This is a genomic window from Pseudochrobactrum lubricantis, assembly GCF_041929865.1.
Taxonomy (GTDB): domain Bacteria; phylum Pseudomonadota; class Alphaproteobacteria; order Rhizobiales; family Rhizobiaceae; genus Pseudochrobactrum; species Pseudochrobactrum saccharolyticum.
The window spans coordinates 1-23,184 of record NZ_JBHEEE010000002.1; the positions used below are offsets into that span (position 1 = coordinate 1).

Annotated in this window: 17 protein-coding genes; 12 read left to right on the forward strand and 5 right to left on the reverse strand. The window is 52.1% G+C overall.

Going from position 1 to position 23,184, the window contains the following annotated elements; genetic code table 11:
- Nucleotides 1-54: 54 nt before the first annotated feature.
- The gene (locus tag JNC80_RS04520; protein ID WP_376709654.1) at nt 55-963 is read right to left on the reverse strand and encodes a helix-turn-helix domain-containing protein; all 909 of its coding nucleotides are present in this window, start codon (nt 961-963) and stop codon (nt 55-57) included.
- A gap of 886 nt (nt 964-1,849) precedes the next feature.
- On the opposite strand from JNC80_RS04520, the gene JNC80_RS04525 reads away from it, so the two are divergent.
- Complete coding sequence (locus JNC80_RS04525; protein WP_376709655.1) at nt 1,850-3,409, forward strand: D-aminopeptidase; 1,560 nt, start codon at nt 1,850-1,852, stop codon at nt 3,407-3,409.
- A 42-nt stretch (nt 3,410-3,451) separates the two neighbouring features.
- Here JNC80_RS04525 and JNC80_RS04530 read toward each other — a convergent pair whose 3' ends face one another.
- Entirely contained in the window at nt 3,452-4,336 is an 885-nt protein-coding gene (locus tag JNC80_RS04530) for a LysR substrate-binding domain-containing protein (protein WP_075655878.1), read from the reverse strand.
- Nucleotides 4,337-4,559: 223 nt separating this feature from the next.
- On the opposite strand from JNC80_RS04530, the gene JNC80_RS04535 reads away from it, so the two are divergent.
- From JNC80_RS04535 to JNC80_RS04565, 7 genes are all read left to right on the forward strand, one after another.
- Entirely contained in the window at nt 4,560-5,753 is a 1,194-nt protein-coding gene (locus JNC80_RS04535) for a 2-aminoethylphosphonate--pyruvate transaminase (RefSeq protein WP_376709878.1), read from the forward strand.
- A 54-nt stretch (nt 5,754-5,807) separates the two neighbouring features.
- Complete coding sequence (phnA, locus tag JNC80_RS04540; RefSeq protein ID WP_376709879.1) at nt 5,808-7,067, forward strand: phosphonoacetate hydrolase; 1,260 nt, start codon at nt 5,808-5,810, stop codon at nt 7,065-7,067.
- Between the two features lie 93 nt (nt 7,068-7,160).
- A complete protein-coding gene (gene phnY / locus JNC80_RS04545) occupies nt 7,161-8,618 on the forward strand; it encodes a phosphonoacetaldehyde dehydrogenase (protein WP_183956653.1) in 1,458 nt (485 codons plus the stop codon).
- Nucleotides 8,619-8,734: 116 nt separating this feature from the next.
- On the forward strand, nt 8,735-10,087 hold the full coding sequence (gene pbfA / locus JNC80_RS04550; RefSeq protein ID WP_376709656.1) for a (R)-1-hydroxy-2-aminoethylphosphonate ammonia-lyase: 1,353 nt from the start codon (nt 8,735-8,737) through the stop codon (nt 10,085-10,087).
- Nucleotides 10,088-10,288: 201 nt separating this feature from the next.
- On the forward strand, nt 10,289-11,311 hold the full coding sequence (locus JNC80_RS04555; RefSeq protein WP_022711017.1) for a putative 2-aminoethylphosphonate ABC transporter substrate-binding protein: 1,023 nt from the start codon (nt 10,289-10,291) through the stop codon (nt 11,309-11,311).
- 187 nt (nt 11,312-11,498) lie between these two features.
- Complete coding sequence (locus tag JNC80_RS04560) at nt 11,499-12,662, forward strand: putative 2-aminoethylphosphonate ABC transporter ATP-binding protein (protein WP_376709880.1); 1,164 nt, start codon at nt 11,499-11,501, stop codon at nt 12,660-12,662.
- Nucleotides 12,659-14,683, forward strand: a complete 2,025-nt coding sequence (locus tag JNC80_RS04565; protein WP_376709657.1) for a putative 2-aminoethylphosphonate ABC transporter permease subunit — start codon at nt 12,659-12,661, stop codon at nt 14,681-14,683. The genes JNC80_RS04560 and JNC80_RS04565 overlap by 4 nt, the downstream gene beginning before the upstream one ends.
- A gap of 36 nt (nt 14,684-14,719) precedes the next feature.
- Here JNC80_RS04565 and JNC80_RS04570 read toward each other — a convergent pair whose 3' ends face one another.
- On the reverse strand, nt 14,720-16,225 hold the full coding sequence (locus JNC80_RS04570) for a glycosyl transferase family protein (RefSeq protein ID WP_376709658.1): 1,506 nt from the start codon (nt 16,223-16,225) through the stop codon (nt 14,720-14,722).
- A 233-nt stretch (nt 16,226-16,458) separates the two neighbouring features.
- On the opposite strand from JNC80_RS04570, the gene JNC80_RS04575 reads away from it, so the two are divergent.
- From JNC80_RS04575 to JNC80_RS04590, 4 genes are all read left to right on the forward strand, one after another.
- Nucleotides 16,459-18,663, forward strand: coding sequence for a TonB-dependent receptor domain-containing protein (locus JNC80_RS04575; RefSeq protein ID WP_022711020.1), 2,205 nt, complete (start codon nt 16,459-16,461; stop codon nt 18,661-18,663).
- Between the two features lie 95 nt (nt 18,664-18,758).
- Complete coding sequence (locus JNC80_RS04580; protein ID WP_376709659.1) at nt 18,759-19,076, forward strand: hypothetical protein; 318 nt, start codon at nt 18,759-18,761, stop codon at nt 19,074-19,076.
- Between the two features lie 231 nt (nt 19,077-19,307).
- A complete protein-coding gene (locus tag JNC80_RS04585; protein ID WP_220160097.1) occupies nt 19,308-20,639 on the forward strand; it encodes an MFS transporter in 1,332 nt (443 codons plus the stop codon).
- A 144-nt stretch (nt 20,640-20,783) separates the two neighbouring features.
- On the forward strand, nt 20,784-21,326 hold the full coding sequence (locus tag JNC80_RS04590; RefSeq protein ID WP_220160396.1) for a DUF924 family protein: 543 nt from the start codon (nt 20,784-20,786) through the stop codon (nt 21,324-21,326).
- A gap of 5 nt (nt 21,327-21,331) precedes the next feature.
- Here the strand turns inward: JNC80_RS04590 and JNC80_RS04595 are convergent, their stop codons facing one another.
- Both JNC80_RS04595 and JNC80_RS04600 read right to left on the reverse strand, forming a co-directional pair.
- The gene (locus tag JNC80_RS04595; protein WP_116087882.1) at nt 21,332-22,396 is read right to left on the reverse strand and encodes a bifunctional transcriptional activator/DNA repair enzyme AdaA; all 1,065 of its coding nucleotides are present in this window, start codon (nt 22,394-22,396) and stop codon (nt 21,332-21,334) included.
- A 70-nt stretch (nt 22,397-22,466) separates the two neighbouring features.
- Nucleotides 22,467-23,180 carry an extensin-like domain-containing protein gene (locus JNC80_RS04600; RefSeq protein ID WP_376709660.1) on the reverse strand — a complete coding sequence of 238 codons (714 nt, stop codon included), beginning with the start codon at nt 23,178-23,180 and terminating at the stop codon, nt 22,467-22,469.
- Nucleotides 23,181-23,184 lie beyond the last annotated feature (4 nt).

Here is a 23,184-nt window from a genome sequence, read left to right on the forward strand (position 1 = left end):
TAAAAACCCGAACATTAATTAAAAGGCGGGTCAATTCTCGGTGGAAAAACTGGGTCAGTTCTTACCGGAAATCAACACGTACTCCTCGGCCAGTTCCGGATACAGGTCGGCGTAGTACGCCCGCCATGCCTGGAGTTTCTTGAGGCCTGCTCTCCGCTTTTCTTCAATACCTTCAGAGTTCGCACGGCGAATGGCCTCTGCGAACTGCTTTACCGAAACCTGGTCTTTTCCTTCCTTGGCTTGCTGCAGTACCGTGGACAGGCGGATGCGCCCCTTGACGATTGCCTCAGCCAGTGCCCGATCGCCGTCCGTGATCTGCGCTAGGAAGTCCGTATCCGGGATGTATCCCGCCGCGCCCGGAACATCTCCTGCCTCGGCGCCAACATACCAGCTGGCATCGACGTAGTCGGCGGCCTGGACGGACAGCCTATGGATTGCGGTGTCGAAGAGATTCCGAGAGGGTTCGTTGATTGGGTCTGGCGATGCAATACCAAAGCACCGCCTCAGCTTGCTGGCTTGCCGATCGATGTGGTCACCGATCATTTGCGTGCTAGCGCGGCCGCGCATCTGAGCCTCGCGCTCAAGCGCCTCATCCTGATCCGGCACCTTTAGTGCGTGTCCCGCCACGACTGCAAAAAGAACTGGTGCCAGTTCCATGATCTGCTTCTGGCTGACCCCGTAACGCCAGCGCATCAGTTCGTACGCGTTGTGGGATGCTGCAGACACATGGGCCTGGATCGAGACCTCTCCCAAGCCCATGTCAGCGAAGAACGGATCGAAATCCTGAGGCTTGCAGTTCAGAATACGAGCAATCGCCTCCAGATCCTTGGGCTTGGGCGGGTTGGTTCCTGCCAGCCAGCGACTCACGGTGCGCTTGTGCTTCTTGATTGCCGCTGCGAGGTCGTCGCGCGATTTGCCCTCTGCTTTGAGCCTCTCTCGGAGAAGTTCTGCCTTGAACGCCATGGGTGCCTCCTTTGCATCCGTGGCCTCAATATGGGTGACACAGTTATCTATATCAATTTGGCATTTTCTGTCAAAGTTTTTGGCCGGAAGCTGCTATGGAGGCGGATTCTCGCACGCTCCTGTACTAAGGGTGACAAAAATGGTGACATTCTCCCTTTCAGAAACAGGGTGCCTCACCAGAATCACCAAATCAGATCTTGCCCATCGGCAGTCGGTTACCGTGATCTCGGCTACGTCGACGATTACGTGCGTCACGAGCTGCCTCCCGTCTCCCCCGCCGTGACCTTTTCGAACGTATCCTCTGGGGGGGGCTCCTACTCAAATTCGGCTACTTCCCATCGTGACGCAAGCGCAGCGGCCGTGAGCCTGGCCCAGAGCGTCACCTCCATGAGGTCCTACGCGGCGGCTCGAAAGAGGACCGAAAGAATGCCGCCTTGTCGATTAGCATCCGCGGCGACGTTAGTCGCTGCGCCGACAGGCAATTGATGACCTTCACTGCATCGCAAGTCATGATCAACGCCGGTCCCCGCAACCATCTTTACTTGCTCGGGCAGCCAGTAAAGATTAGATCCTGCCCCCGCAACCAAATCTCCTCAAAGCAATTAAAACTACGATCCAGACGCCATTCCAATAGGCGCGTCAATGCATCTTGATGCAGCCCGTTCGAGCTAAAATCGATAATCAATCGATTTTTAACGCTCTCACCTCATCACGCTCATAACCGGAAGGCGGAGGAGGGGAGGTGTGGTTGGTTTAGTAGCTGCTTTGCAGGTTGTTTAATGCTCATGCCTGACCCTGCGGCATTACAGGCAGATAATCCCTCTTGAGCTGTAAAGGTGAGTGGCTTATGCCTGTTTGCAAAGACACATAAGCGGGAATGAAATTTATGCAAACCGTTGATAAATCAGCAATTGATACCGTGCTGCTGAGCCTCTCCGAACAATATAAAGGACCGGGGGGCGTCGCTGCGGTTCTCAAAGATGGTGAGGTTATAGCGAAGCAGGTTTGGGGCTATTCTGATCTGGAGAAAAGGGTGCCGATGAGTGCGGCGACCATGATGCCGATCTGCTCCGTCAGTAAAGAATTTACCTGCGCAGCTTTGTTGGATATCTTTGGTGAAGCCTCTGTTCTTGATGATGCGCTTGCTAGCTATCTGCCTGACTTTGAAGGTAAACGCCCTGCAATTGCTGATCTATGCAATAATCAGTCCGGCCTGCGGGATTACTGGGCGCTGACTGTGATCAGTGGTGCCGATCCGGAAGGTGTTTTTACGGCAGATGATGCACGTCAGCTTCTTGGAAAAATCCGGACAACCCATTTTGAAACCGGTACACATTATTCCTATAATAACGGCAATTTCCGTCTGCTGTCTTTTTTGATTGAAGAGAAAACCGGCCGTTCACTGGATGAACTTCTCCGTGAGCGTATTTTCCTGCCTGCGGGCATGAAAACTGCCGGACTTTTCCCTGACACATCTGTGACGCCTGGTGATGCAATCGGTTATGAGGGCAATATTGTCTCCGGTTTTACACCGGCAGTGAATAATATTCATTGGAGCGGGGATGCAGGTGTCTGCGCCTCTCTGGATGATATGATTGCGTGGGATCAGTTTATTGATGCAACGCGTGGTGATGAAAACGGTATTTATAACCGTTTGTCCCGTCCGCAATTTTACACGGATGGTAAACCGGCTTGTTACGGCTATGGCCTTAACCATGTCAATTTCGACAATGTTAAAATTACCGGTCATGGCGGTGCGCTGCGCGGCTGGCGCTGCCAGCGTTTCCATGCGGCTGATGCACGTGTATCTGTTATTGTGATGTTCAATCATCAGGCCAGTGCCTATGGTGCAGCTGAGCAGTTGATGCGTGCTGCTTTGGGCATTCCTAAAGCAAAAACTGAAGTCCTGCCGGTCGATGCAGGTTGGTATGGAAATTATTTTGATCCGGCCACGAAACTGAGCCTTAGCCTTACACCGGCTGTTTGTGGGCAGGTTCATGCGCGGTTTGGTACATCACCTGAAATGATGGATATGCAGGCCGATGGCAGCCTGCAATCTTCGGGAATGGTTTTGCAGCGTAAAGGTGATGAGATTGCTCTCCGTCGCGATGGGGAAAACCTCTCCGCAAAATTGCATCGTGTTTCCGGAAACGGGCGACAGGATATTGCCGGACGCTATCATTGTACGGAAATGGATGCTGATTTTGTCTGTGAAGTTGCAGGTAGCGCTGTCTATGCAGCATTTGAAGGCTTTTTAGGTAAAGGGCCAATGCAACCGCTTTATGCGATTGCTGAAGATATCTGGCTTTTGCCATGTCAGCGTGGAATGGATGCACCGGCGCCGGGAGACTGGACTGTGGTGGCCGAACGCGATGCGTCCGGTGCGATCTCGGGGCTGACAATCGGCTGCTGGCTTGCCCGTGGCATAATTTATAAAAAAGTCTGATATTGATACCCCGCCGGATTATTCCGGCGGTTTTTTTACTTGTTAATTCTTGATAATATTATGTGTATCACTTTCGGAAGCAATTTTAAAAAAAGCATTGATGAGCGTGCCATTGCTGCGTTCCTGAAGGCAGATCAGTGTTTCATCCATCAGCTCTTCACGCGTATTGATCGAAAGCGGATGCAAGCGGCTGTCATTGCTGAATTCGGCTAATGAAACAAAGCCGATACCGGCACCGCCTGCAACAATCTCACGAACAGCTTCGCGTCCTTCTGCTTCAATAGCAGGTTTCAGCACGACATTTTTTTCAAGCGCGAGATCTTCCAGTTTCTGACGTGTTTTTGAGCCTTTTTCACGGAATACCAGTGGCCATTGCAGCAGTTCTGCGAGATCAATATTAGAAAAACGGCTGAGCGGATGATCTCTGGCGACAAAGGCGATGATCGGCGAAGAGTTCAGCTTATGGATGAGAAAGTCCCTTGCTTTGGGTACTTCGCCCAGCACGCCGATATCTGCTTCATAGCGATAGAGGCTGGAGATAACTTCCTCACTATTGCCGGTTTGCACGCTGATTTGTACCGAGGGATATTTCTCCCGAAAGGCTCCGAGAATACCGAGAATATGGTGTGCTGCATCGGCCATAATACGCAATTTACCCGCACGCAGCACCCGCGATTCTGACAAGAAATCCAGTGCCTGTTGTTCCACTTCGAAGAGCCGGTGCGTGATCTCCAGCAGTTTTACACCGGCATCGGTCAGGCTGACTTGTTTCTTATGACGGTTGAACAGCAGAACATCATATTCCTCTTCCAGCTTGCGCACCTGATCAGAAATAGCGGGCTGCGTCAGGCATAAAGCTTCCGCAGCGCGGGAAAATCCGCCGGAAATTGCCACATAATGAAACGCCCGTAACTGAACATAGCGCATGGATTTCTCCTGATGCCGAGTGTTTTCTGACTGTAAAACGAACTCTAACACAGAGGAATTCCGGCACAAGTTATATCTGCAAAACTTATAGTTTGATTTGAAATAACGATTTTACAAATAATTACCTTTGCCTGAGGATGAAGCAAATCCGCATTTTGCACAGCATCCGGAGGGACAGGAAATGCAATCAGCCGGTGAAAAACGACCGCAGGCACAAGCAGATATGCTTCCGCATTGGAAAGCCAATCAGTTTCTGGCACCGGCACTGGGAGAACCCTATTTGCTGACACCGGGGCCGCTGACGACAGACTATGCGGTGAAGCAGGCGATGTTGCGGGACTGGGGCTCATGGGACGGTGATTTTCGGGCAATGACAGCCGAAATGCGTGAGCGCTTGCTGCGTGTTGCCGGTGATGACAAGCATGAATTTGATTGTGTGCCGATACAGGGCAGCGGCTCCTTTGCGGTTGAAGCCATGCTCGGGACATTTCTGCCGAAAGACAGTAAAATTCTGGTGCTGATGAACGGTGCCTACGGGCAGCGCATTGTGCAGACACTGAATTATCTGGGGCGTGCTCATAGTAAAATTGACAAGGGAGACTATCTCCCGCCGCGTGCCGATGAGGTTGCGCAGGCACTGGATGCTGATCCGGCAATCACCCATGTGATTGTGGTGCATTGCGAAACCAGCTCCGGCATCCTCAATCCGGTCGCGGAAATCTCAGAAGTTGTTTATGCCAAGGGGCGCAAGCTGCTTGTCGACAGTATGAGTGCTTTCGGCGCGGTTGATCTGAGTGTGAATAAAATCCGCTATGAAGCCATGGTCTCCTCGGCCAATAAATGCATCGAAGGTGTACCCGGTTTCGGCTTTGTGATTGCCCGCAAAAGCGTGCTGGAAGCCGCTAAAGGCAACTGCCATTCTCTGAGCCTCGACATATATGAGCAATGGGCAACGATGAATAAAACCGGACAGTGGCGCTATACACCACCGACCCATGTGGTTGCTGCGTTTCTGGTTGCCTTGCGAATGCATGAAGCCGAAGGCGGTGCCGAAGGACGCTTGGCACGCTACACCAATAATCGTGATGTGATGGTGGAGGGGATGCGCCAGCTGGGTTTTGAAACACTGCTGCGTGATCGCTGGCTGTCGCCGATCATCGTAACCTTCTTCAATCCTGCTCATCCGAAATTCGAGTTTTCCCGCTTCTATGATCTGATGAAGGATAAAGGCTTCATCATCTATCCGGGCAAGCTGACCGTTGTCGACAGTTTCCGTGTCGGCTGCATCGGGCGCATGGACGCCAATATTATGCGGCAGGTTGTTGTTGCCGCCGCAGACAGCCTGACAGAAATGGGTGTGGACACAGCTGCCCCGCCAGCCGCCGCACTGGACGAACGCGCCAAGCTCGCAGCCTGAGTTTTAAATTTAAAACAGCAGGTTAGCGAAATGCCGCCTGCGGAGGATAATGAAGTGAACAAGATGACCAAGGTAACCGTAACCGTGAACGGCCGTGATTATAACTGGCCGAACGTCCCCGCTATCGCGATCTGCCTTGACGGCTGCGAACCGGCTTATCTGGATGAGGCAATTGCTGCGGGGCTGATGCCGACACTGAAACGCATTAAAGAAACCGGCACGGTACGCACAGCCCATAGTGTTATTCCGAGTTTTACCAATCCGAATAATCTTTCCATCGCCACGGGGCGTCCGCCTGCTGTGCACGGCATTTGCGGTAATTATCTCTATGATCGCGAAACCGGTACGGAAGTGATGATGAATGATGTGCGCTTTCTGCGTGCGCCGACCATTTTCAAAGGCTTCTATGATGCCGGTGCAAAAGTCGCGGTTGTGACTGCCAAAGACAAGCTGCGGGCTTTGCTGGGGGCAGGTCTGCAATTCGGTGATAATCGCGCGATTTGTTTTTCAGCAGAGCGTTCCGATACGACAACGAAAGCGGAAAACGGCATTGATAATGCATCACAATGGCTGGGTATGCCGGTGCCTGAGGTTTACTCCGCAGAGCTTTCAGAATTTGTGTTCGCTGCCGGTGTGAAGCTGCTCAAAACTTTCCGACCTGATGTGATGTATCTGACCACAACAGACTATGTGCAGCATAAATATGCACCGGGTGTGCCGCAGGCCAATGCGTTTTATGAAATGTTCGACAAATATCTGGCCGAGCTGGATGCTTTAGGTGCGGCCATTGTGGTGACGGCAGATCACGGTATGAAGCCGAAACATAAGGCTGATGGCTCACCGGATGTTGTCTATGTGCAGGACGTTCTTGACGACTGGCTGGGCAAGGATGCTGCACGGGTTATTCTCCCGATTACAGATCCTTATGTGGTGCATCACGGCGCGCTTGGTTCTTTTGCAACGGCCTATCTGCCGGATGGTACGGATATCAGCGATATTATGAAGCGGCTGGCGGCTATTGAAGGCATTGATGTGGTGCTGAACAATGCTGATGCTGCTGAGCGTTTTGAACTGCCTCAAGACCGTATCGGCGATATTGTTCTGGTGTCATCGGAGAATAAAGCCATCGGCACCAGCGAGCATCGCCATGATCTTGCAGCATTGAATGAGCCTTTGCGCTCGCATGGCGGGCTGACAGAACAGGCCGTGCCTTTCATTGTGAACCGTCAGATGCCGGACCTGCCGGAAGCACCGGTTCTGCGTAATTTTGATGCGTTTTTCTATGCGGTTACAGCTGCGGTAGCTCAGCAGTAAATTGAGAAAAACATTCCCCCGTGCCGGTAAACCGGTCTCTGATTTTAAAATCAGAACGGTTTCCGGTGGGGGTGAATTGAAGGGAGAGCCTTTGTGGTGAAGCCGGAAACAATCATTAAAACCAGACATGAGCCTATGCGTATCGCCGGTAAAAAGGTCGACGCAGATGCCGTTTTTGATGTGCATTATCCTTACACAAATGCGGTCATCGGCACGGTTCCGGCAGGGCGTGCCGAACATGCCCGCGAGGCTTTCAGGATTGCCGCAGCCTATAAGCCGAAACTCACACGCTATGAACGGCAGAAAATCCTGCTGCGCACAGCTGAATTGCTGGTGGCGCGCAAAGAGGAAATGGCTGATCTGATTACTTCGGAATTGGGCATCTCCAAGATGGATTCCTATTACGAAGTAGGCCGTGCCTATGACGTATTTACGCTGGCAGGGCAGATGTGCCTGCATGATGACGGTGAGATATTCTCCTGTGATCTGACACCACACGGTAAAGCCCGCAAGATTTTCACGTTCCGTGAGCCATTGCGTGCGATTTCGGCAATCACGCCGTTCAATCATCCGCTGAATATGGTTTCGCATAAAGTGGCACCGGCGATTGCCACCAATAATTGCGTGGTGGTAAAGCCGACCGAACTGACACCAATGACAGCATTGCTGCTGTGCGATATTATGTATGAAGCCGGATTGCCGCCGGAAATGCTGTCGGTGGTGACAGGCCTGCCGAAAGATATCGGCTCGGAGATGATTACCAATCCGGATATTGATCTGATTACCTTTACCGGCGGCGTTCCGGTCGGCAAGATGATTGCCAATACTGCGGGCTATAAACGCACAGTACTGGAGCTCGGCGGTAATGACCCGCTGATTATTCTCAATGATCTGAGTGATGATGATCTGGCAAAAGCGGCCGATCTTGCTGTGGCGGGTGCGACGAAAAACTCCGGCCAGCGCTGCACAGCCGTTAAACGTATTCTGTGTCAGGAAAGCGTGGCCGACCGTTTTGTACCGATGGTGCTGGAACGGGCAAAGAAAATACGCTTTGGTGATCCGATGGACCCGAAAACAGAACTCGGTACCGTCGTCCATGAACAGGCTGCCGCACGGTTTGAAAAACTGGTCTATATGGCAGCCGAGCAGGGGGCAAAAATTCTCTATGATCCGGGTCGTCAGGGCGCTTTGCTGCCACCGATTGTGGTGGACGAAGTACCGCACAGCTCGGAGCTGGTAATGCAGGAAACTTTCGGGCCGGTTATTCCGATTATTCGTGCGCCCGATGATGATGATGCGCTGATTGCGCTGTCCAACTCGACAGATTTCGGCTTGTCATCCGGTGTCTGCACCAATGATTACCGGCGTATGCAGAAATATATCCGCGGACTCAATGTCGGTACGGTCAATATCTGGGAAGTGCCGGGTTACCGTATCGAGATGTCGCCTTTCGGCGGGATTAAAGATTCCGGCAATGGTTATAAAGAAGGTGTGATTGAAGCGATGAAAAGCTTCACCAATGTCAAAACCTTCTCGCTGCCATGGGATTGAGACGCGGGAGAAGGGCTTAAAACAAGGTTCGCGATACGTAAAATGCAATAAATTATAACAGGCATGCGTATCGCAACCGCCACATTATCTGAAAACCGTTCGGGGAGGCGGCGAGTATGAAACTGGCAGTGCATACAGAGGGCGAGTCCAATCGCTCCGAGGCAAGGCAGCGATGGCAGGCGCAGCAAAACAGTTCTCACATGGAGGAAGTGCTGCGCCGTGATGCGGATGTTTTTCTGCATCAGAGCCTTTCCAGCCCTTGCCTCACAGCGATTGTTAAGGCGCAGGGCATTTGGATTGAGGATGCCAACGGGCGCCGTTTTATGGATTTTCACGGCAACAGCGCCCATCATATCGGCTATGCCCACCCCAGACTGATTGCTGCTGTGAAGCAGCAAATGGATGATCTGAGTTTTGCACCGCGCCGTTTTACCTGTGAGCCGGCGATTGAACTGGCTGAAAAACTGGCAGAAATAGCACCGGGCAATCTGGGAAAAACGCTGTTTACCACCGGCGGCTCAGATGCGATTGAGGTGGCGCTGAAAGTGGCGCGGGCAGCCACAGGACGGTTTAAAACCCTGTCTTTCTGGGATGCCTTTCACGGGGCTGGCTTTGGCGCATCATCTGTGGGCGGGGAAGCAACATTTCGTTCGGGTATTGCAGGGCCTTTATTGCCGGGCGCAGAACATGTGCCGCCTTTTGCCTGTTATCGTTGTCATTATAAGCATAAAGGGCCTGAAAGCTGCGGCATTGCCTGTGCGGATATTGTGTCTTTCGTGCTGGAGCGCGAGGGTGATGTTGCCGCTGTGGTGGCAGAGCCAATGCGCGCCACACCCTATCCGCCGCCACCCGGTTTCTGGCAAAAAGTACGTGAGGCCTGTGATCGTCACGGAACTTTGCTGATCTTTGATGAAATTCCGACCGGACTTGGCAAGACGGGCAAATTTTTTGCGTCCGATCATGATGGTGTGACACCGGATATGATTGTGCTCGGTAAGTCGCTGGGTGGCGGTATGCTGCCGATCGCGGCGGCAATTGTGCGCCGTGATCTGGATGTGTGCGGTGATTATGCCATCGGGCATTACACGCATGAGAAAAATCCGGTAACGACACGCGCCGCACTCACCACAATTCAGATTATTGAGGAAGAAGGGCTGGTTCAGCGTGCGGCCGAGCTTGGTCAATATGCGATGAACCGTCTTCGGGAGTTGCAGTTGCGCTCACCGCATGTGGGAGATGTGCGTGGTCGTGGCTTGCTGTTCGGCGTGGAACTGGTGCGCGACCGGCACAGCCGTGAGCCGGATAATGCACTGGCTGAGGCTGTTTATTATCGCTGTCTGGAGGGCGGCGTCAGTTTCAAGATCAGTCAGGGCAATGTGCTGACCTTGTCGCCACCGCTCATCATTACTCAGCAGGAGCTTGAACAGGCACTGTCCGTTGTCGAAAGAGCGATATTGGAAGGCGCATAGATTTTTCTGTCCGGAGGAAACGCTCTCTAACCTATAAGTTTTGGAGGGCGATGTATAAAATAAATAGATTTTACTTATTGAACTGCGGTTCGCACTATGAGGAGCCATAAGAGGGAACAGCCTGCAAAAGCAGGTATAAAAATAAGCAATCAGCTATCAAACACATAACAAAAAGCTGATATAACAATGGGGAAATATGAAATGAAAAAGCATCGCGCTTTTATTCTGTCCCTTGCTGCCGGTATTGCTTTGGCATCAAGTGCTTATGCACAAACAGAACTGACTGTTTATACTGCTTTTGAAGCGGTTGATCTGCAACGCTTTGCAGAAGCTTTTAATAAAGATCATCCGGATATTAAAGTGAACTGGGTACGTGACTCCACAGGGGTTATGACCGCCAAGCTGCTGGCCGAGAAGAACAATCCGAAGGCAGATATTGTCTGGGGTATTGCGGCCACATCGCTGCTGATCCTTAAAAATGAAGGTATGCTTGAGCCTTATACGCCGAAAGATGTCGACAAGCTGGATCCGCGTTTTGTGGATAAGGATCGTCCGACCAGCTGGATCGGGCTTGATGCCTATGTGGCTGCGGTCTGTTTCAATACGGTTGAAGCAGAGAAACTTGGCCTGAAACCGCCGGCAAGCTGGAAAGACCTGACCAAGCCTGAATATAAAGGTCATGTGGTCATGCCTAATCCGGCATCGTCCGGCACCGGCTTCCTCGATGTGTCATCCTGGTTGCAGATGTTCGGCGAAAAGGGCGGCTGGGACTATATGGATGCCCTGCATGAGAATATCGCCAATTACACGCATTCCGGCTCCAAACCGTGCAAAATGGCCGGTGCGGGTGAAATACCGATCGGTGTTTCCTTTGAATTCCCTGCCTCTCAGGTAAAGAGTGCCGGTGCGCCGGTGGATATTATCTTCCCTGAGGAAGGCTCCGGCTGGGAGTCCGAGGCCGTGGCAATTATGGCCGGTACAGCGAATATGGATGCCGCCAAAACCCTGATGGACTGGACACTGACACCGAATGCCATGGAAGCGCTCAATAAGAGTTTTGCCGTGGTCGCGTTGCCGGGCATTGCCAAGCCTGTGGAACATATTCCTGCTGATCTCGAAAAGAAGATGATTAAAAATGATCTGGAATGGGCGGCGAATAACCGCAAAGCCATTCTGGAGGAATGGTCGAAACGGTACGATTCAAAATCTGAATCCAAAGGCTGATCGGAACGCTGTCTCATTGAGCGGCAGAATTTCTGTCTTCATATGGTTTCGGACACAGGCCGGTTCCCGTGTTTTCCGAAGCTGCTCTAACAGACACGCATAATGCGACTGCGAACGCGGGCTTTTCCGCGTTCGTTCAGGGAGTGTGACCATGTCAGTCCAGAGGAATGAATTCGTGAAACATGAAATGGCTACAGATGCTGTTCGTATCGGTCAGCAGGCATATAATGCCGGCGATGCGGCAGCAAACAGACAGGAATATCTCAAGGTTGACGGCCTCTGGAAAGCTTTCGGAGAGTTTTATGCGCTGAAAGATATCAATCTGGAAATCAGAGAAGGCGAGTTTATCTGTTTTCTCGGGCCTTCCGGTTGCGGCAAGACTACATTGCTGCGTGCCATTGCAGGACTGGATCTGCAGACAAGGGGGACGGTTCATCAGGCTTCCAAGGATATTTCCTGCCTGCCTCCTGCCCAACGCGATTACGGGATTGTTTTTCAGTCCTATGCTTTGTTTCCCAATCTGACTATTGAAAAAAATATCGCCTTCGGGCTTGAAAATATGAAGAAATCACGCGCCGAGATTACGCAGCGTGTTGCCGAATTGCTGGAACTGGTAGGACTGGCAGATCAGGCGAAAAAATACCCTTCACAACTTTCCGGCGGACAGCAGCAGCGTATTGCGCTGGCAAGGGCGATTGCGATTTCTCCCGGGCTTTTGCTGCTTGATGAGCCGCTTTCCGCGCTTGACGCCAAGGTGCGTGTTCATCTGCGCCACGAGATTAAAGAATTGCAGCGCAAGCTCGGCGTGACAACAATCATGGTCACCCACGATCAGGAAGAAGCGCTCGCTATGGCTGATCGTATCGTGGTGATGAATAAAGGGACAATCGAACAGGTTGGTACGCCGCTTGATGTTTATCGTCAGCCGAGCAGCCTGTTTGTGGCGGATTTTATCGGAGAGACCAATAAATATCCGGTCACGATCGGGGCGGATGGCACCGCAGTTTCCGGCGATCTGGTTCTGCAATGCAATGAGCATAATCTGCCGGGGGGCAGTGAGGCTGTTGCAGTGATCAGGCCGAATGATGTGATCCCCCATGGCCGCGCTGTGGATGCGAGTTCTTCTGCCGGAAACGGGGAAAATCTGATTGAGGTGCAGATTGAAGCCATGGAATTTCTCGGCTCTTTCTGGCGCACGCATATGCGCAGCACCTATTTGCAAAACCAGCAGCTGATTGCTGACTTTTCCATCAATGCGGAACGACGCCTTGGCCTGACAGAGGGTATGACTATTCTTGTTGAATTGCCGAAAAGCCGTTTGCTGATTTTTGACGGAAAGGGCAGGCGATGAGTGCTGTAAGCGATTATTCTGCTGCGCCGCTCATGCCGGCAGGCAAGGCTATCCGTCAGAAGGTCAGTTCGGACGACTGGATCAAGCGCGGTATGATGCTGATTATCGGCGCGTATCTGCTGATAACATTGGCGGCGCCGCTCTATGTGATGCTGTCCAAATCTTTTGCCAGTTACCAGTTTCAGCTGGAAAATTATGAAGTGCAGGTTGGTGACGGCAAAGGCAACTGGGCTCCTGCTCAGTCTTTAAGTCAGTTGAATGCCGGTCTGAAAACCATTTCAGAAGATGAGCTGGCAACCTCCAATAGCGGTCGTTTGTCTCCGGTGGCCTTGTTTCCGGAATTCAGCTTTCGCGGGCCAGAGCATTATCGCATCCGTGGTTTGACGGATAACAGCCGGTTTCTGATCGGTTCTGCTCCCTATCAGGGGCAGGAATGGCAGGAGGTGGATTCCAATAATTTCCGCCGTGTCATGCTTATGCCGCATCAAACGACAGGGCTGGATAATTACCGCACTTATTTTTCATCACCGGCGCTGTTTCAGTCGATCAGGAATTCTCTGGTGATCGCGCTGGTCAGCATGGTGCTCACCGTTTCACTGGCTTTTGGTTTTGCCTATGCGCTCAACCGTTCCAAAATGCGCTTTAAAGGCTTTTTCAAGCTGGTGGCGGTGATGCCAATTCTTGTGCCGTCATTGCTGCCGGGGATTGCGCTGATCTATCTGTTCGGTAATCAGGGAATTTTGAAAGAGCTGCTGTTCGGTCTGCCGATTTACGGACCTTTGGGCATTGTGCTGGGGTCGGTGTTCTTTACTTTTCCCCATGCTCTGATGATTATCTCAACGGCTCTGGCTGTGTCGGATGCCCGTCATTATGAGGCGGCAGATTCCCTGCGGGCAAGCAAATGGCGCACATTCTGGACTGTGACAGTGCCGGGTGCCCGCTATGGTTTGATTTCGGCAGCCTTTGTGGTGTTCAATCTGGTCATCACGGATTTCGGTTTGCCGAAAGTGATCGGCGGTCAGTATAATGTGCTGGCCGTGGATATTTATAAGCAGGTCATCGGTCAGCAGAATTTTGAAATCGGTGCGGTTGTCTCTGTAATGCTGCTGTTTCCCGCTGTGATTGCTTTTGTCGTCGACAGAGTTATCCAGCGCAAACAGGTTGCTCTGTTATCTGCGCGTGCGGTGCCGTTTGCCCCGAAAAAGAAACCGCTGTTTGACAATCTGTGCCTGCTTTATTGCGCTCTGATAGCTGTTTTCATCACCGGCCTTTTGCTGGTCTGCCAATTAGCGGCCATCGTAAAATTCTGGCCTTATGATCTGAGCCTCAGCCTGCGCAATTTTGAGTTCGGGCGTATGGATGGCGGTGGCTGGAGTTCCTATTATAATTCTATCCAGCTGGCTTTTCTGACGGCGATTATCGGAACCGTGGTTGTGTTCGTCGGTGCCTATGCGGTTGAGAAGACCGAGGGCTTTGCCAAAGGCCGTGCCTTGTTTCAGTTTCTGGCCATGCTGCCAATGGCTGTGCCGGGTATGGTGCTGGGGCTTGCCTATATCTTCTTCTTCAACAATCCGGCTAACCCGCTGAGCACTATTTACGGGACAATGATAATTCTTGTCATCTGTACCGTGACGCATTTTTATACAGTGTCCCATCTGACGGCGCTGACCGCACTGAAACAAATGGATCCGGAATTCGAGTCCGTTTCGGCATCACTCAAACAACCATTCTACAAATTATTTGCGCGGGTGACCGTGCCGGTATGTCTGCCGGCCATTCTGGATATTTCAATCTACCTGTTCGTCAATGCGATGACGACAGTATCCGCCGTGGTGTTCCTGTATTCCGCTCATACAACTTTGGCTTCCGTGGCCGTGCTGAATATGGATGATGCTGGGGATGTGGCACCCGCTGCCGCTATGGGGATGATGATCTTCTATACCAATGTCGCGGCACGGCTTGTGCATTATGGCTTGTCGCAAATGCTGCTGCGCAAGACACAGAAATGGCGGGGCACTTGACAGCGATTAAACGGCACTTTCTTCGGGAGGTGCCGTTTATTTATTGTGGCGCTGCTGCCAGAGTTGTTTTGCTTTGGTGTGACAGCCGCTGAAGTCGGGATCATTGTGCAATGTCATCAGGCCGAGCGCCGCTGTAGCTGTGACAACGGTTTCAAGACGCGGGTCAATGGCAGTCCCTGCCCAGATAGCCTGCCAATATTCAAAGGAATCCATGCCGATACGGGGCAGGGCTTCCGGCTCATGAAGTGCTTTTATAATAATGTCAGAGCCTTCCGTGCCGCTGAGACTTAAAAGTGTTGCCACACGAAAAGGATAAAACTCTGCAACATCGCGGTTGCCGCTGAGAACTGTCAGTTGCCGCTGACCATTTCCATAAACAGCAGTGCTATGCACTTCCGGCAGTTCCTGCAACAGCTTTGCCGTATCCCTGTGCAGTTCCCGATAGGCCGGTCGGGATACACCCAGCAGGCTGGCACGCGCTTGCAACGGATTGAGAAGATGCACACAATCGCCCACCGGAGAGCGCGCGGCAAATAGCGGATAGAGCGCCATCATGGATGCAAGAGCAGGCGCAAAACCTGTTAATGGCATATAGACAATGTGGCTGTTCTTCAGTGTTTGGCGGGCATCGGCAAGATTTTGTGCAACAGGAATGCCAAGCGCATGCGCTGCCTGTTCAATCTTACCGCTATTCATACCGCTGCCATTGCTGCCATGGAGTGCGATTTTATATCCGGCCTGTGCGAGCAGTTTGGCGGCCTGTAAAAACCATGGTGCACGCGGGGAGTTGGGGGAGAGATAGGCAGGCCAGTCCAGATCCGCCTGCGGACTGAATGTATCATCCAGCTGATAATATTGGCGTGCAGCCCTGACCATGCCTGCCAGTTCCTGAGCGGCTGTTCCTCGATAGTGGATCAGGCTGAAAAATGCGCTGGCCTGCATCGGATCAACCTGTTGCTGCAGGATCAGGGAAAAGGCTTCCTCTGCCTCCTCAATCGTCAGCGGACGGCTGTTACCGGCACCACGGCCAAGTATGCCCAGAAACCGCGAAAAGCGTAAAACAGGATCATGATTGCTGCTCAGATCTGCCAGCTGATTGGCGAGTTGTTTGGGGCTGGGTTGCCCGCCGATCAGCGGTGTTCTGAGCGATAAAGGCGGAACGGCGAGCAAAGCCTGTTGCTGCCAGCCGGTTTCCGCCGGTGTCTGCGTTGCCGGTATATCGGAGCTGAGCAGGTTTTCAGCCTCATCCGCAAGAGCACGCAGGCGCAGGCGCAACATCTCCGCGCGCGGAGAGGGGATCATCCGGCGGCCGGAACGTACTAAAATGGGGTCGTTAAAGGCTTCCCGAATCTGGTTGAGCAGGCGACTCATCGCCGGAGCGCTGAGATTCATGCGCTTGGCAGCCTGCTGCACGCTGCCCTCCACAAGCAATGTATCCAAAGCTATCAACAGCCTTAACTGCCCTAAGCGGGATGCGGGCAAAGCACTGTTTGTGCTGTCTTTGGCTGACTTCTTGTCATCAGGCACAGTCTTTTCACGCATTTAACTGTTCCTTCCGGCTTTGGTGCAGAGCAAAGCTTTTTTCAGGCGGTGCGATATCTTCATTATGCGGAATGCAAAAAGCTGATGTTGGAATAAGTCTGAAACATGGCGATTGACCTGTTACCTTGCCACACATAAGGGGAGTAAATAACTCATATTTGTGGCAGAGGGCAATTGAAATGACAGATATCGGACATTCAAGAGCGGAAATTCAGACAGTTTCCGGATCTGAGATGTTAAAACAGGTCAAAATGCGTCGTCTCGCAGCTCTTGCATGCGGCACTATTCTGGCCGGAACAATGCTGTCTTTCGCCCTTCCGGCTCAGGCACAGGCTGTTAAAAAGAAGCCGGTTGCGGCTGAAGCGCAGGCCGAGCAACCAACGGAACAAGTTGCGGATCAGTCCGCTGAACAGGCTGCAGCTCCGGCAGGTACTGTGCGTCTGGATCAGATCGTTGTCACAGCCACCGGCTTTGAGCAGAATGTTAAAGATGCGCCGGCCAGTATTACTGTTGTGCCGCGTGAAGAGCTGGAAAAAGGTGCCTTCCGCAACCTGACCGATGCGCTTAACAGCGTGCAGGGTGTCAGCGTGACCGGTATCGCCAATGAGCAGGATATTTATATCCGCGGTTTGCCGGGTGCCTATACGCTTATTCTGGTTGACGGTAAGCGCCAGAGCACCCGTGATGCCCGCACCAATGGTAATGCCGGTTTTGAACAGAGTTTTGTTCCGCCTGCATCGGCTATCGAGCGGATTGAAGTGGTGCGCGGCCCGATGTCTTCGCTCTATGGTTCGGATGCCATGGGTGGCGTTATCAATATTATTACCCGTAAAGTTGATGATGCATGGCATGGTGAGCTGACCCTTGACGGTACCGTGCAGACCAAATCACGCTACGGCAACAGCGGACAGGCTTCCTTCTATGTCAGCGGACCACTGGTACCTGACGTTGTTGGTGTTCAGGCCTGGGGACGCGGGCTCAAGCGCAGTGAGGATAAATTCCTCAATGGTACGCAGGAACAGCGCGACGGTGATCTGGGCGGCAAGCTGACAATTACGCCCAATGAAGATCATGACATTTTCATTGAAGGCGGTGTCACCCGCGTGCGTCGTGAAGGCAATGTCGGTGATACAATCGCTTTGACCGGAACAGATACTTATAATTACAATGACCGCAGACATTGGTCGATCAGCCATACCGGCCGCTGGGGCCCGACAACGTCTGATTTCTCGTTCTCGCAGGAATGGGCAGAACGCACCAATTTCAACTGGGATAAAGCCCGCGGTTCCTATGTGGAAAATCTGCGTTCACCGGAAATCCGTAACTCTGTACTCGACGGTAAATTCACCACACCGTTTGAGTTTTACGGCGATCATACGCTGGTCACCGGCGGTCAGTTCATTGATGCACAGCTGACAGATCAGAATCCGGGACGTCGCACCGGTCTTGATGAGACATTCAGCATTCGCCAATGGGCGGTCTTTGCTGAAGATGAGTGGTGGATTACACCGGACTTCTCGCTGACCGGTGGTCTGCGTATGGATGACCACGAAATCTACGGTTCCCATCTCAGCCCGCGTGCTTATGCCGTGTGGCATGCAACGGAGCAGCTGACGCTGAAAGGTGGTATTTCCACGGGCTTTAAAGCACCGGAAATCCGCACGATCGCACCGGGCTATGCTTATACAACCGGCGGCGGCGGCTGTTTCTATGGTCCTGAGGCAAGCCTGCCATCCGGCAAGAATCCTTGCGGCGTGATTATTGGTGATGAAAGTCTGAAAGCAGAAAAGAGCACGAGCTATGAACTGGGTGCCCTGTGGGACAATCAGGACGGTTTGCAGCTTGGCGCGACTTATTTCTACACGGATTTCAAGGACAAGATCTCCAACAAGCAGATGCTTGATGCGAATGGCAAGCCGATCCGCTGGAGCGAAAATACAAATTACGTTCTGTGGAGCAGCTTCAATATCGATAATGCTGTGATGCAGGGTGTGGAACTGACTGCAAACTGGGAAGCGACATCTGACATCCGTTTGCGCGCCAGCTATACCTATACACATTCCCGTCAGAAGGGCGGGGACTATGATGGTCTGCCGCTGACACGTACGCCGGAACATATGGGTAATATCCGCGCGGACTGGATCACACCGGTTGAAGGTCTTTCTGCATGGACAGCTGCCAATTATCATGGCTCGGAAACCAATGCCGGTGCCCGTATCGGCAGCAACGGCAAGCCGGTTTACAAAAACGGCAAGGTCATTGCCCGCAAATATGATGCCTATATGACCTTTGATATCGGTACGAGCTATGAGTTCAGCGAGAATGTTACATTCAATGCGGCACTCTACAATCTGTTCGACAAGCGTATTGAAGAGAGTGATTTCAATGCTTCGGTTGACGGACGCCGTCTCTGGGTCAGCATGACCTCGAAATTCTGATTGTTCAGCTGTTAAAAATGAAAAGCCCTTGTGTTCTGCACAAGGGCTTTTTTGTCAGATAAATGCTAGTTCACCAGACGCGGTTGACTGGCGCATTGACGGGCAGTGCTCTTTTTGTGGTGTGCGGTATCCAGCGCGGAAACCAGATGGCGGATGAGCAATTATTATTGCTTGATCTGACCGGTGGCGGTTGTTTTCTGCGATTGGTATTTTCCGAGGGCGGATGCATGACCGTAATCTCCGAAAAACAGGACTGCCGCATTCTCTGCAATTTCAATGAACAGCGCATGACTGTTGTGCAACGCATTTGTGATAAGTCCGGCATTCGTTCGCATCATTTGCATGGCCGGATTGAAATGTCGTTATCAGACTATTGCGCGAAAATGCATGTGACATGGCGAACTGCAAAATAAACGTGCATTTTGCGCAATTTTAAAAAGAAACCCTGATATTTTTGATAGTTTTCTTGCTTTTAATCGGATAGACCATTGCGATCAGAATGCGCCGGATTCCGGTTTTCGGTGTCGGTGGTGCATAATTCAGGTCAGTCCTTTTCTTTTTAAACGGCTGTTCTGCGTCGATATTTCAGCAGGTCTGCGGGATCGGATTTTACACTCGTAAACTTGCGCAAACAGGATAAAAAAATGAGTGTTTCCGGTGCCCCCCGGAGTGCTGTTGCCGGTAAAAACGGTCAGGCAGCTCCGGCCTTGAATTCGCCCGCGCGTGTGCTGTTTGCCAGCCTCGTGGGAACAACAATCGAATTTTTCGATTTTTATGTTTATGCAACGGCTGCCGTTCTGGTGTTTCCGGCTGTGTTCTTTCCGGCCAGCGATCCGACTTCGGCCATGTTGCAATCTTTTGCTACATTCTCGATTGCTTTCTTTGCCCGTCCGTTTGGTGCCATGGTTTTCGGCCATTTCGGTGACAAAATCGGCCGTAAGGCAACATTGGTTGCCGCGCTGATGACCATGGGTCTTTCGACCGTTATCATCGGCTTGCTGCCAACCTATGCACAAATCGGTGTGGTTGCGCCGCTGTTGCTGGCACTGTGCCGTTTCGGTCAGGGACTTGGCCTTGGCGGTGAATGGGGCGGGGCGGTGTTGCTGGCAACCGAAAACGCGCCGGAAGGCAAGCGTTCATGGTATGCAATGTTCCCGCAGCTTGGTGCGCCGATCGGCTTCATCCTCTCTGCCGGTACATTCATTATTCTCGGTGCCACACTGAGCAATGAGCAGTTCATGAGCTGGGGCTGGCGTATTCCGTTTGTCGGTTCGATCCTGCTGGTTGCTGTTGGTCTTTATGTTCGTATCAAGATCACCGAAACACCAGAATTCCAGAAGGCAATGGACAAGCAGGAACGCGTTCAGGTGCCGCTGGCGGCAGTCTTCAAGCATCACAAGCGCGCGCTGGTTCTCGGTACTTTCTCGGCGCTGGCAACCTTTGTGCTGTTCTATCTGATGACCGTATTCATGCTGTCATGGGCAACACGTCCGGTTGAACAGGCAGGCATGGGCTATTCCCGTGAGCAATTCCTGTTCATTCAGATGGTTGGCGTTGTGTTCTTTGGTCTGTTGATTCCGGTTTCCGGTCTGTTGTCTGACCGTTTCGGACGCCGTTTCATCATGATCCTCACCACAATCGGTATTGGTGTGTTCGGCCTGTTCATGGCACCGCTGCTGGGTGCCGGTGTTGTCGGTGCTGTGATGTGCTCGATCATCGGTTTCGCGCTGATGGGCATGACCTATGGTCCGATCGGTGCGGCGCTGGCTTCGCCGTTCCCGACTGCCGTGCGTTATACCGGTGCTTCCATGACCTTTAACATGGCCAGTATTTTCGGTGCTTCGCTGGCGCCATATATTGCGACATGGCTGGCTACAACCTATAGCCTTAGCTATGTCGGCCTGTATTTGCTGGCTGCGGCGGCAATTACTTTGCTGGCCATTCTCGGTCATAAAGACAAAGAGTTTTCTTCCTGATTGTTTCATGAAGATGATTTGTAAAAGGAGCCGCTTGCGGCTCCTTTTTTGTTGATGTGCATAGGGAAAGTTTCTGAAACTGGTAAGCGCGGAGATTTGCTCTATGTATTATGTATGAGAATAAGACAGGAGAGATGATCTATGGTGCAGGTGACCCCGCAGGATATTCTGGATTTTTGGTTTTCTGATGCAACGGAAGCGCATTGGTTTGTCCGTTCTGATGATCTTGACCAGCAAATCAAACAGCGTTTCAGCGCGGTATATGAGCAGGCAGTGGAAGGTGAACTTGCGCATTGGAAGAATGATGCCAAAAGCGCTTTGGCTCTGACCATTATTTTTGATCAGTTTCCACGCAATATGTTCCGCGGTGATCCTAAGGCTTTTGCGAGTGATCCGCTTGCCTGTGCACTGTCAAAATATGCGCTGGAGCATGATTATGACATGGCTGTGGATGAGAAAGCACGGCAGTTTTTCTATCTGCCGCTGATGCATAGCGAAGTGATTGAAGATCAGGAGCAATGCGTGAAGCTTTATAAAGCGCTCGGCAATGATTTTGCTCTCGGCTTTGCCAGAGAGCATCGTGATATTGTCGAGGAGTTCGGCCGGTTTCCGCATCGCAATGCCGTACTCGGCCGCAAAAATACGCCGGAAGAAACCGAATTCCTGAAAACCCATACAGGCTTTTAAACTATTCAGGCGGCGGAACGGGCAGCCATGCGCTTTTCGTGCTCAAGCAGCCAGCGTTTGCGCCATAGACCGCCGCCATATCCCGTGAGTGATCCGTCCGAGCCGATGGTACGATGACACGGGATAATAATTGACAGCTGATTAGCGCCATTAGCATTGGCCACGGCACGGATGGCATCGGGGCGTCCGGTCAGCTCTGCCAGCTCGGCATAGGAGCGGGTTTCACCCAGCGGAATTTCCTGCAATGCATCCCAGACCGAGCGGGTAAAGGCCGGAGCATAAAGCGCCAGCGGCGTTTTAAAACCGGTAAAACCACCGGTGAAATAGAGTTTCAGCTCTGCTTCAATTTGATCGATTGGTGCAAGGCGGCCAAAGCTGATGGATGATTTGGTGTAGAGGCGCAGTTTTTTCAACTCATTGGGCAGGCCTTTGCGCTCAAAAAACTCCAGCAAATGCAGATGATGCTGGTCGGCAACGGCGAGCATGGAGCCGATTGGTGTTTCCAGCCAGTCTGCTTTCAGCAGGTCGCGCCCTTTCAGCTGGGCAGGCGTATCACCGATCAGCTGCGTAATGGCTTCACGAAAACCGCTGCCGGAATCATAACCGGCCTCAAGCTGGGCATCGATCACGGAATGACCGGCAGCAATGCTTTCAAGCCCGCGTGCTTTGCGGCGCAGTCGTGCCATATCCAGAAAAGTCATACCCAGATGGCGTTTGAAAGCACGGCGCACTGTGGAAGGATCAAGTTGCATGGCAATGAGATCATCTTCGCACCAGAAATGATCCGGTCGGGCATCCAGACAATCAAGCAATTTGGCGACGACCGGTTCCTTGCCACGATAAAAATCCAGCGGACGACAGCGCTGGCACGGCCGGAAACCTGCTTCCATACAAGCGGCCGGATGATCGAAAAAGCGGCTGTTCTCGAATTTCGGTTTACGTGCCGGACAGGACAGACGGCAGAAGATGCCGGTGCTGGTCACACCGACAAAAACATGGCCGTCATAGGACTGGTCACGATCAAGAAGCGCCTGATAAAGAGTGTGCGGGTCGGGTAAAGAAAATAGCATAAACAGACTTTATCATGATTTGCTTCCGGTGCCGCCGGAAATCGGGCGTCTATTTTTCTGTTTCATCAGCTTACTGGCAGATGCGATAGGTACAGGATTTACCATGACAGCCCATATCAAGATGCAGATTGGTTTCATGGGCACTGTCGGCTTCCGGCCCTAAGACTGTCATGAACAGCGTGCAGCTTGCCTTATGTAACTCACGCCAGAATTTCTTTTGTTTTTCACTGCCGTTCCAGTCTGTGGCAAGTGTGGTTTTTTCACCATTTGCGAGTGTGAAAGACATGATATCCAGAGCATTGCCGAATGCATGTTCGGATACACGTCCTGCCGAGCCGTTATTCACCTTGCGGCATTGATAATGCGAACCGGTGCCGATGGTTTTGATATCACTGCCGAGATGGGTTTGGGCCAGACTGTTGGCCTGCTGCACCCATTCAGTGAGAGCGACAGTCATCGTGCAATTGGTTGTTATCATCTGATCCAGTTCTATCGGGACAGGTTTGGTGAAGGCCGTGATTTCCAGCGGACTTCTGATCTGACATTGCCCTTCATTGACAGGCGGGATGACTTTGCCGGTCACTTCATTTTGCACTAATGGCAGGCAGGCCGCCTGATAAATCCGTTCGGCTTTCGGTGTCTCCGGTTTTGACATATCCGGCTTTGGGGGAGCGGGCGGTTCTTTTAGTTCCGGTTTTGGGGCAGGGGTAATGGTTTTATTCTCTTCCGCTGCGGGTTTTTGTGCAGGTATCGGAACAGTTTTCGCTGTGGCCGGTATTGTCATCAAA

Coding starts and splice junctions, on each gene's coding strand:
- JNC80_RS04555 (WP_022711017.1), top strand. CDS start 10,289: ATGAAAAAGCATCGCGCTTTTATTCTGTCCCTTGCTGCCGGTATTGCT.
- JNC80_RS04525 (WP_376709655.1), top strand. CDS start 1,850: ATGCAAACCGTTGATAAATCAGCAATTGATACCGTGCTGCTGAGCCTC.
- JNC80_RS04575 (WP_022711020.1), top strand. CDS start 16,459: ATGTTAAAACAGGTCAAAATGCGTCGTCTCGCAGCTCTTGCATGCGGC.
- pbfA (WP_376709656.1), top strand. CDS start 8,735: ATGAAACTGGCAGTGCATACAGAGGGCGAGTCCAATCGCTCCGAGGCA.
- JNC80_RS04535 (WP_376709878.1), top strand. CDS start 4,560: ATGCTTCCGCATTGGAAAGCCAATCAGTTTCTGGCACCGGCACTGGGA.
- JNC80_RS04595 (WP_116087882.1), bottom strand. CDS start 22,396: ATGCTATTTTCTTTACCCGACCCGCACACTCTTTATCAGGCGCTTCTT.
- JNC80_RS04560 (WP_376709880.1), top strand. CDS start 11,499: ATGGCTACAGATGCTGTTCGTATCGGTCAGCAGGCATATAATGCCGGC.
- JNC80_RS04570 (WP_376709658.1), bottom strand. CDS start 16,225: ATGCGTGAAAAGACTGTGCCTGATGACAAGAAGTCAGCCAAAGACAGC.
- JNC80_RS04585 (WP_220160097.1), top strand. CDS start 19,308: ATGAGTGTTTCCGGTGCCCCCCGGAGTGCTGTTGCCGGTAAAAACGGT.
- JNC80_RS04600 (WP_376709660.1), bottom strand. CDS start 23,180: ATGACAATACCGGCCACAGCGAAAACTGTTCCGATACCTGCACAAAAA.
- JNC80_RS04565 (WP_376709657.1), top strand. CDS start 12,659: ATGAGTGCTGTAAGCGATTATTCTGCTGCGCCGCTCATGCCGGCAGGC.
- JNC80_RS04530 (WP_075655878.1), bottom strand. CDS start 4,336: ATGCGCTATGTTCAGTTACGGGCGTTTCATTATGTGGCAATTTCCGGC.
- JNC80_RS04520 (WP_376709654.1), bottom strand. CDS start 963: ATGGCGTTCAAGGCAGAACTTCTCCGAGAGAGGCTCAAAGCAGAGGGC.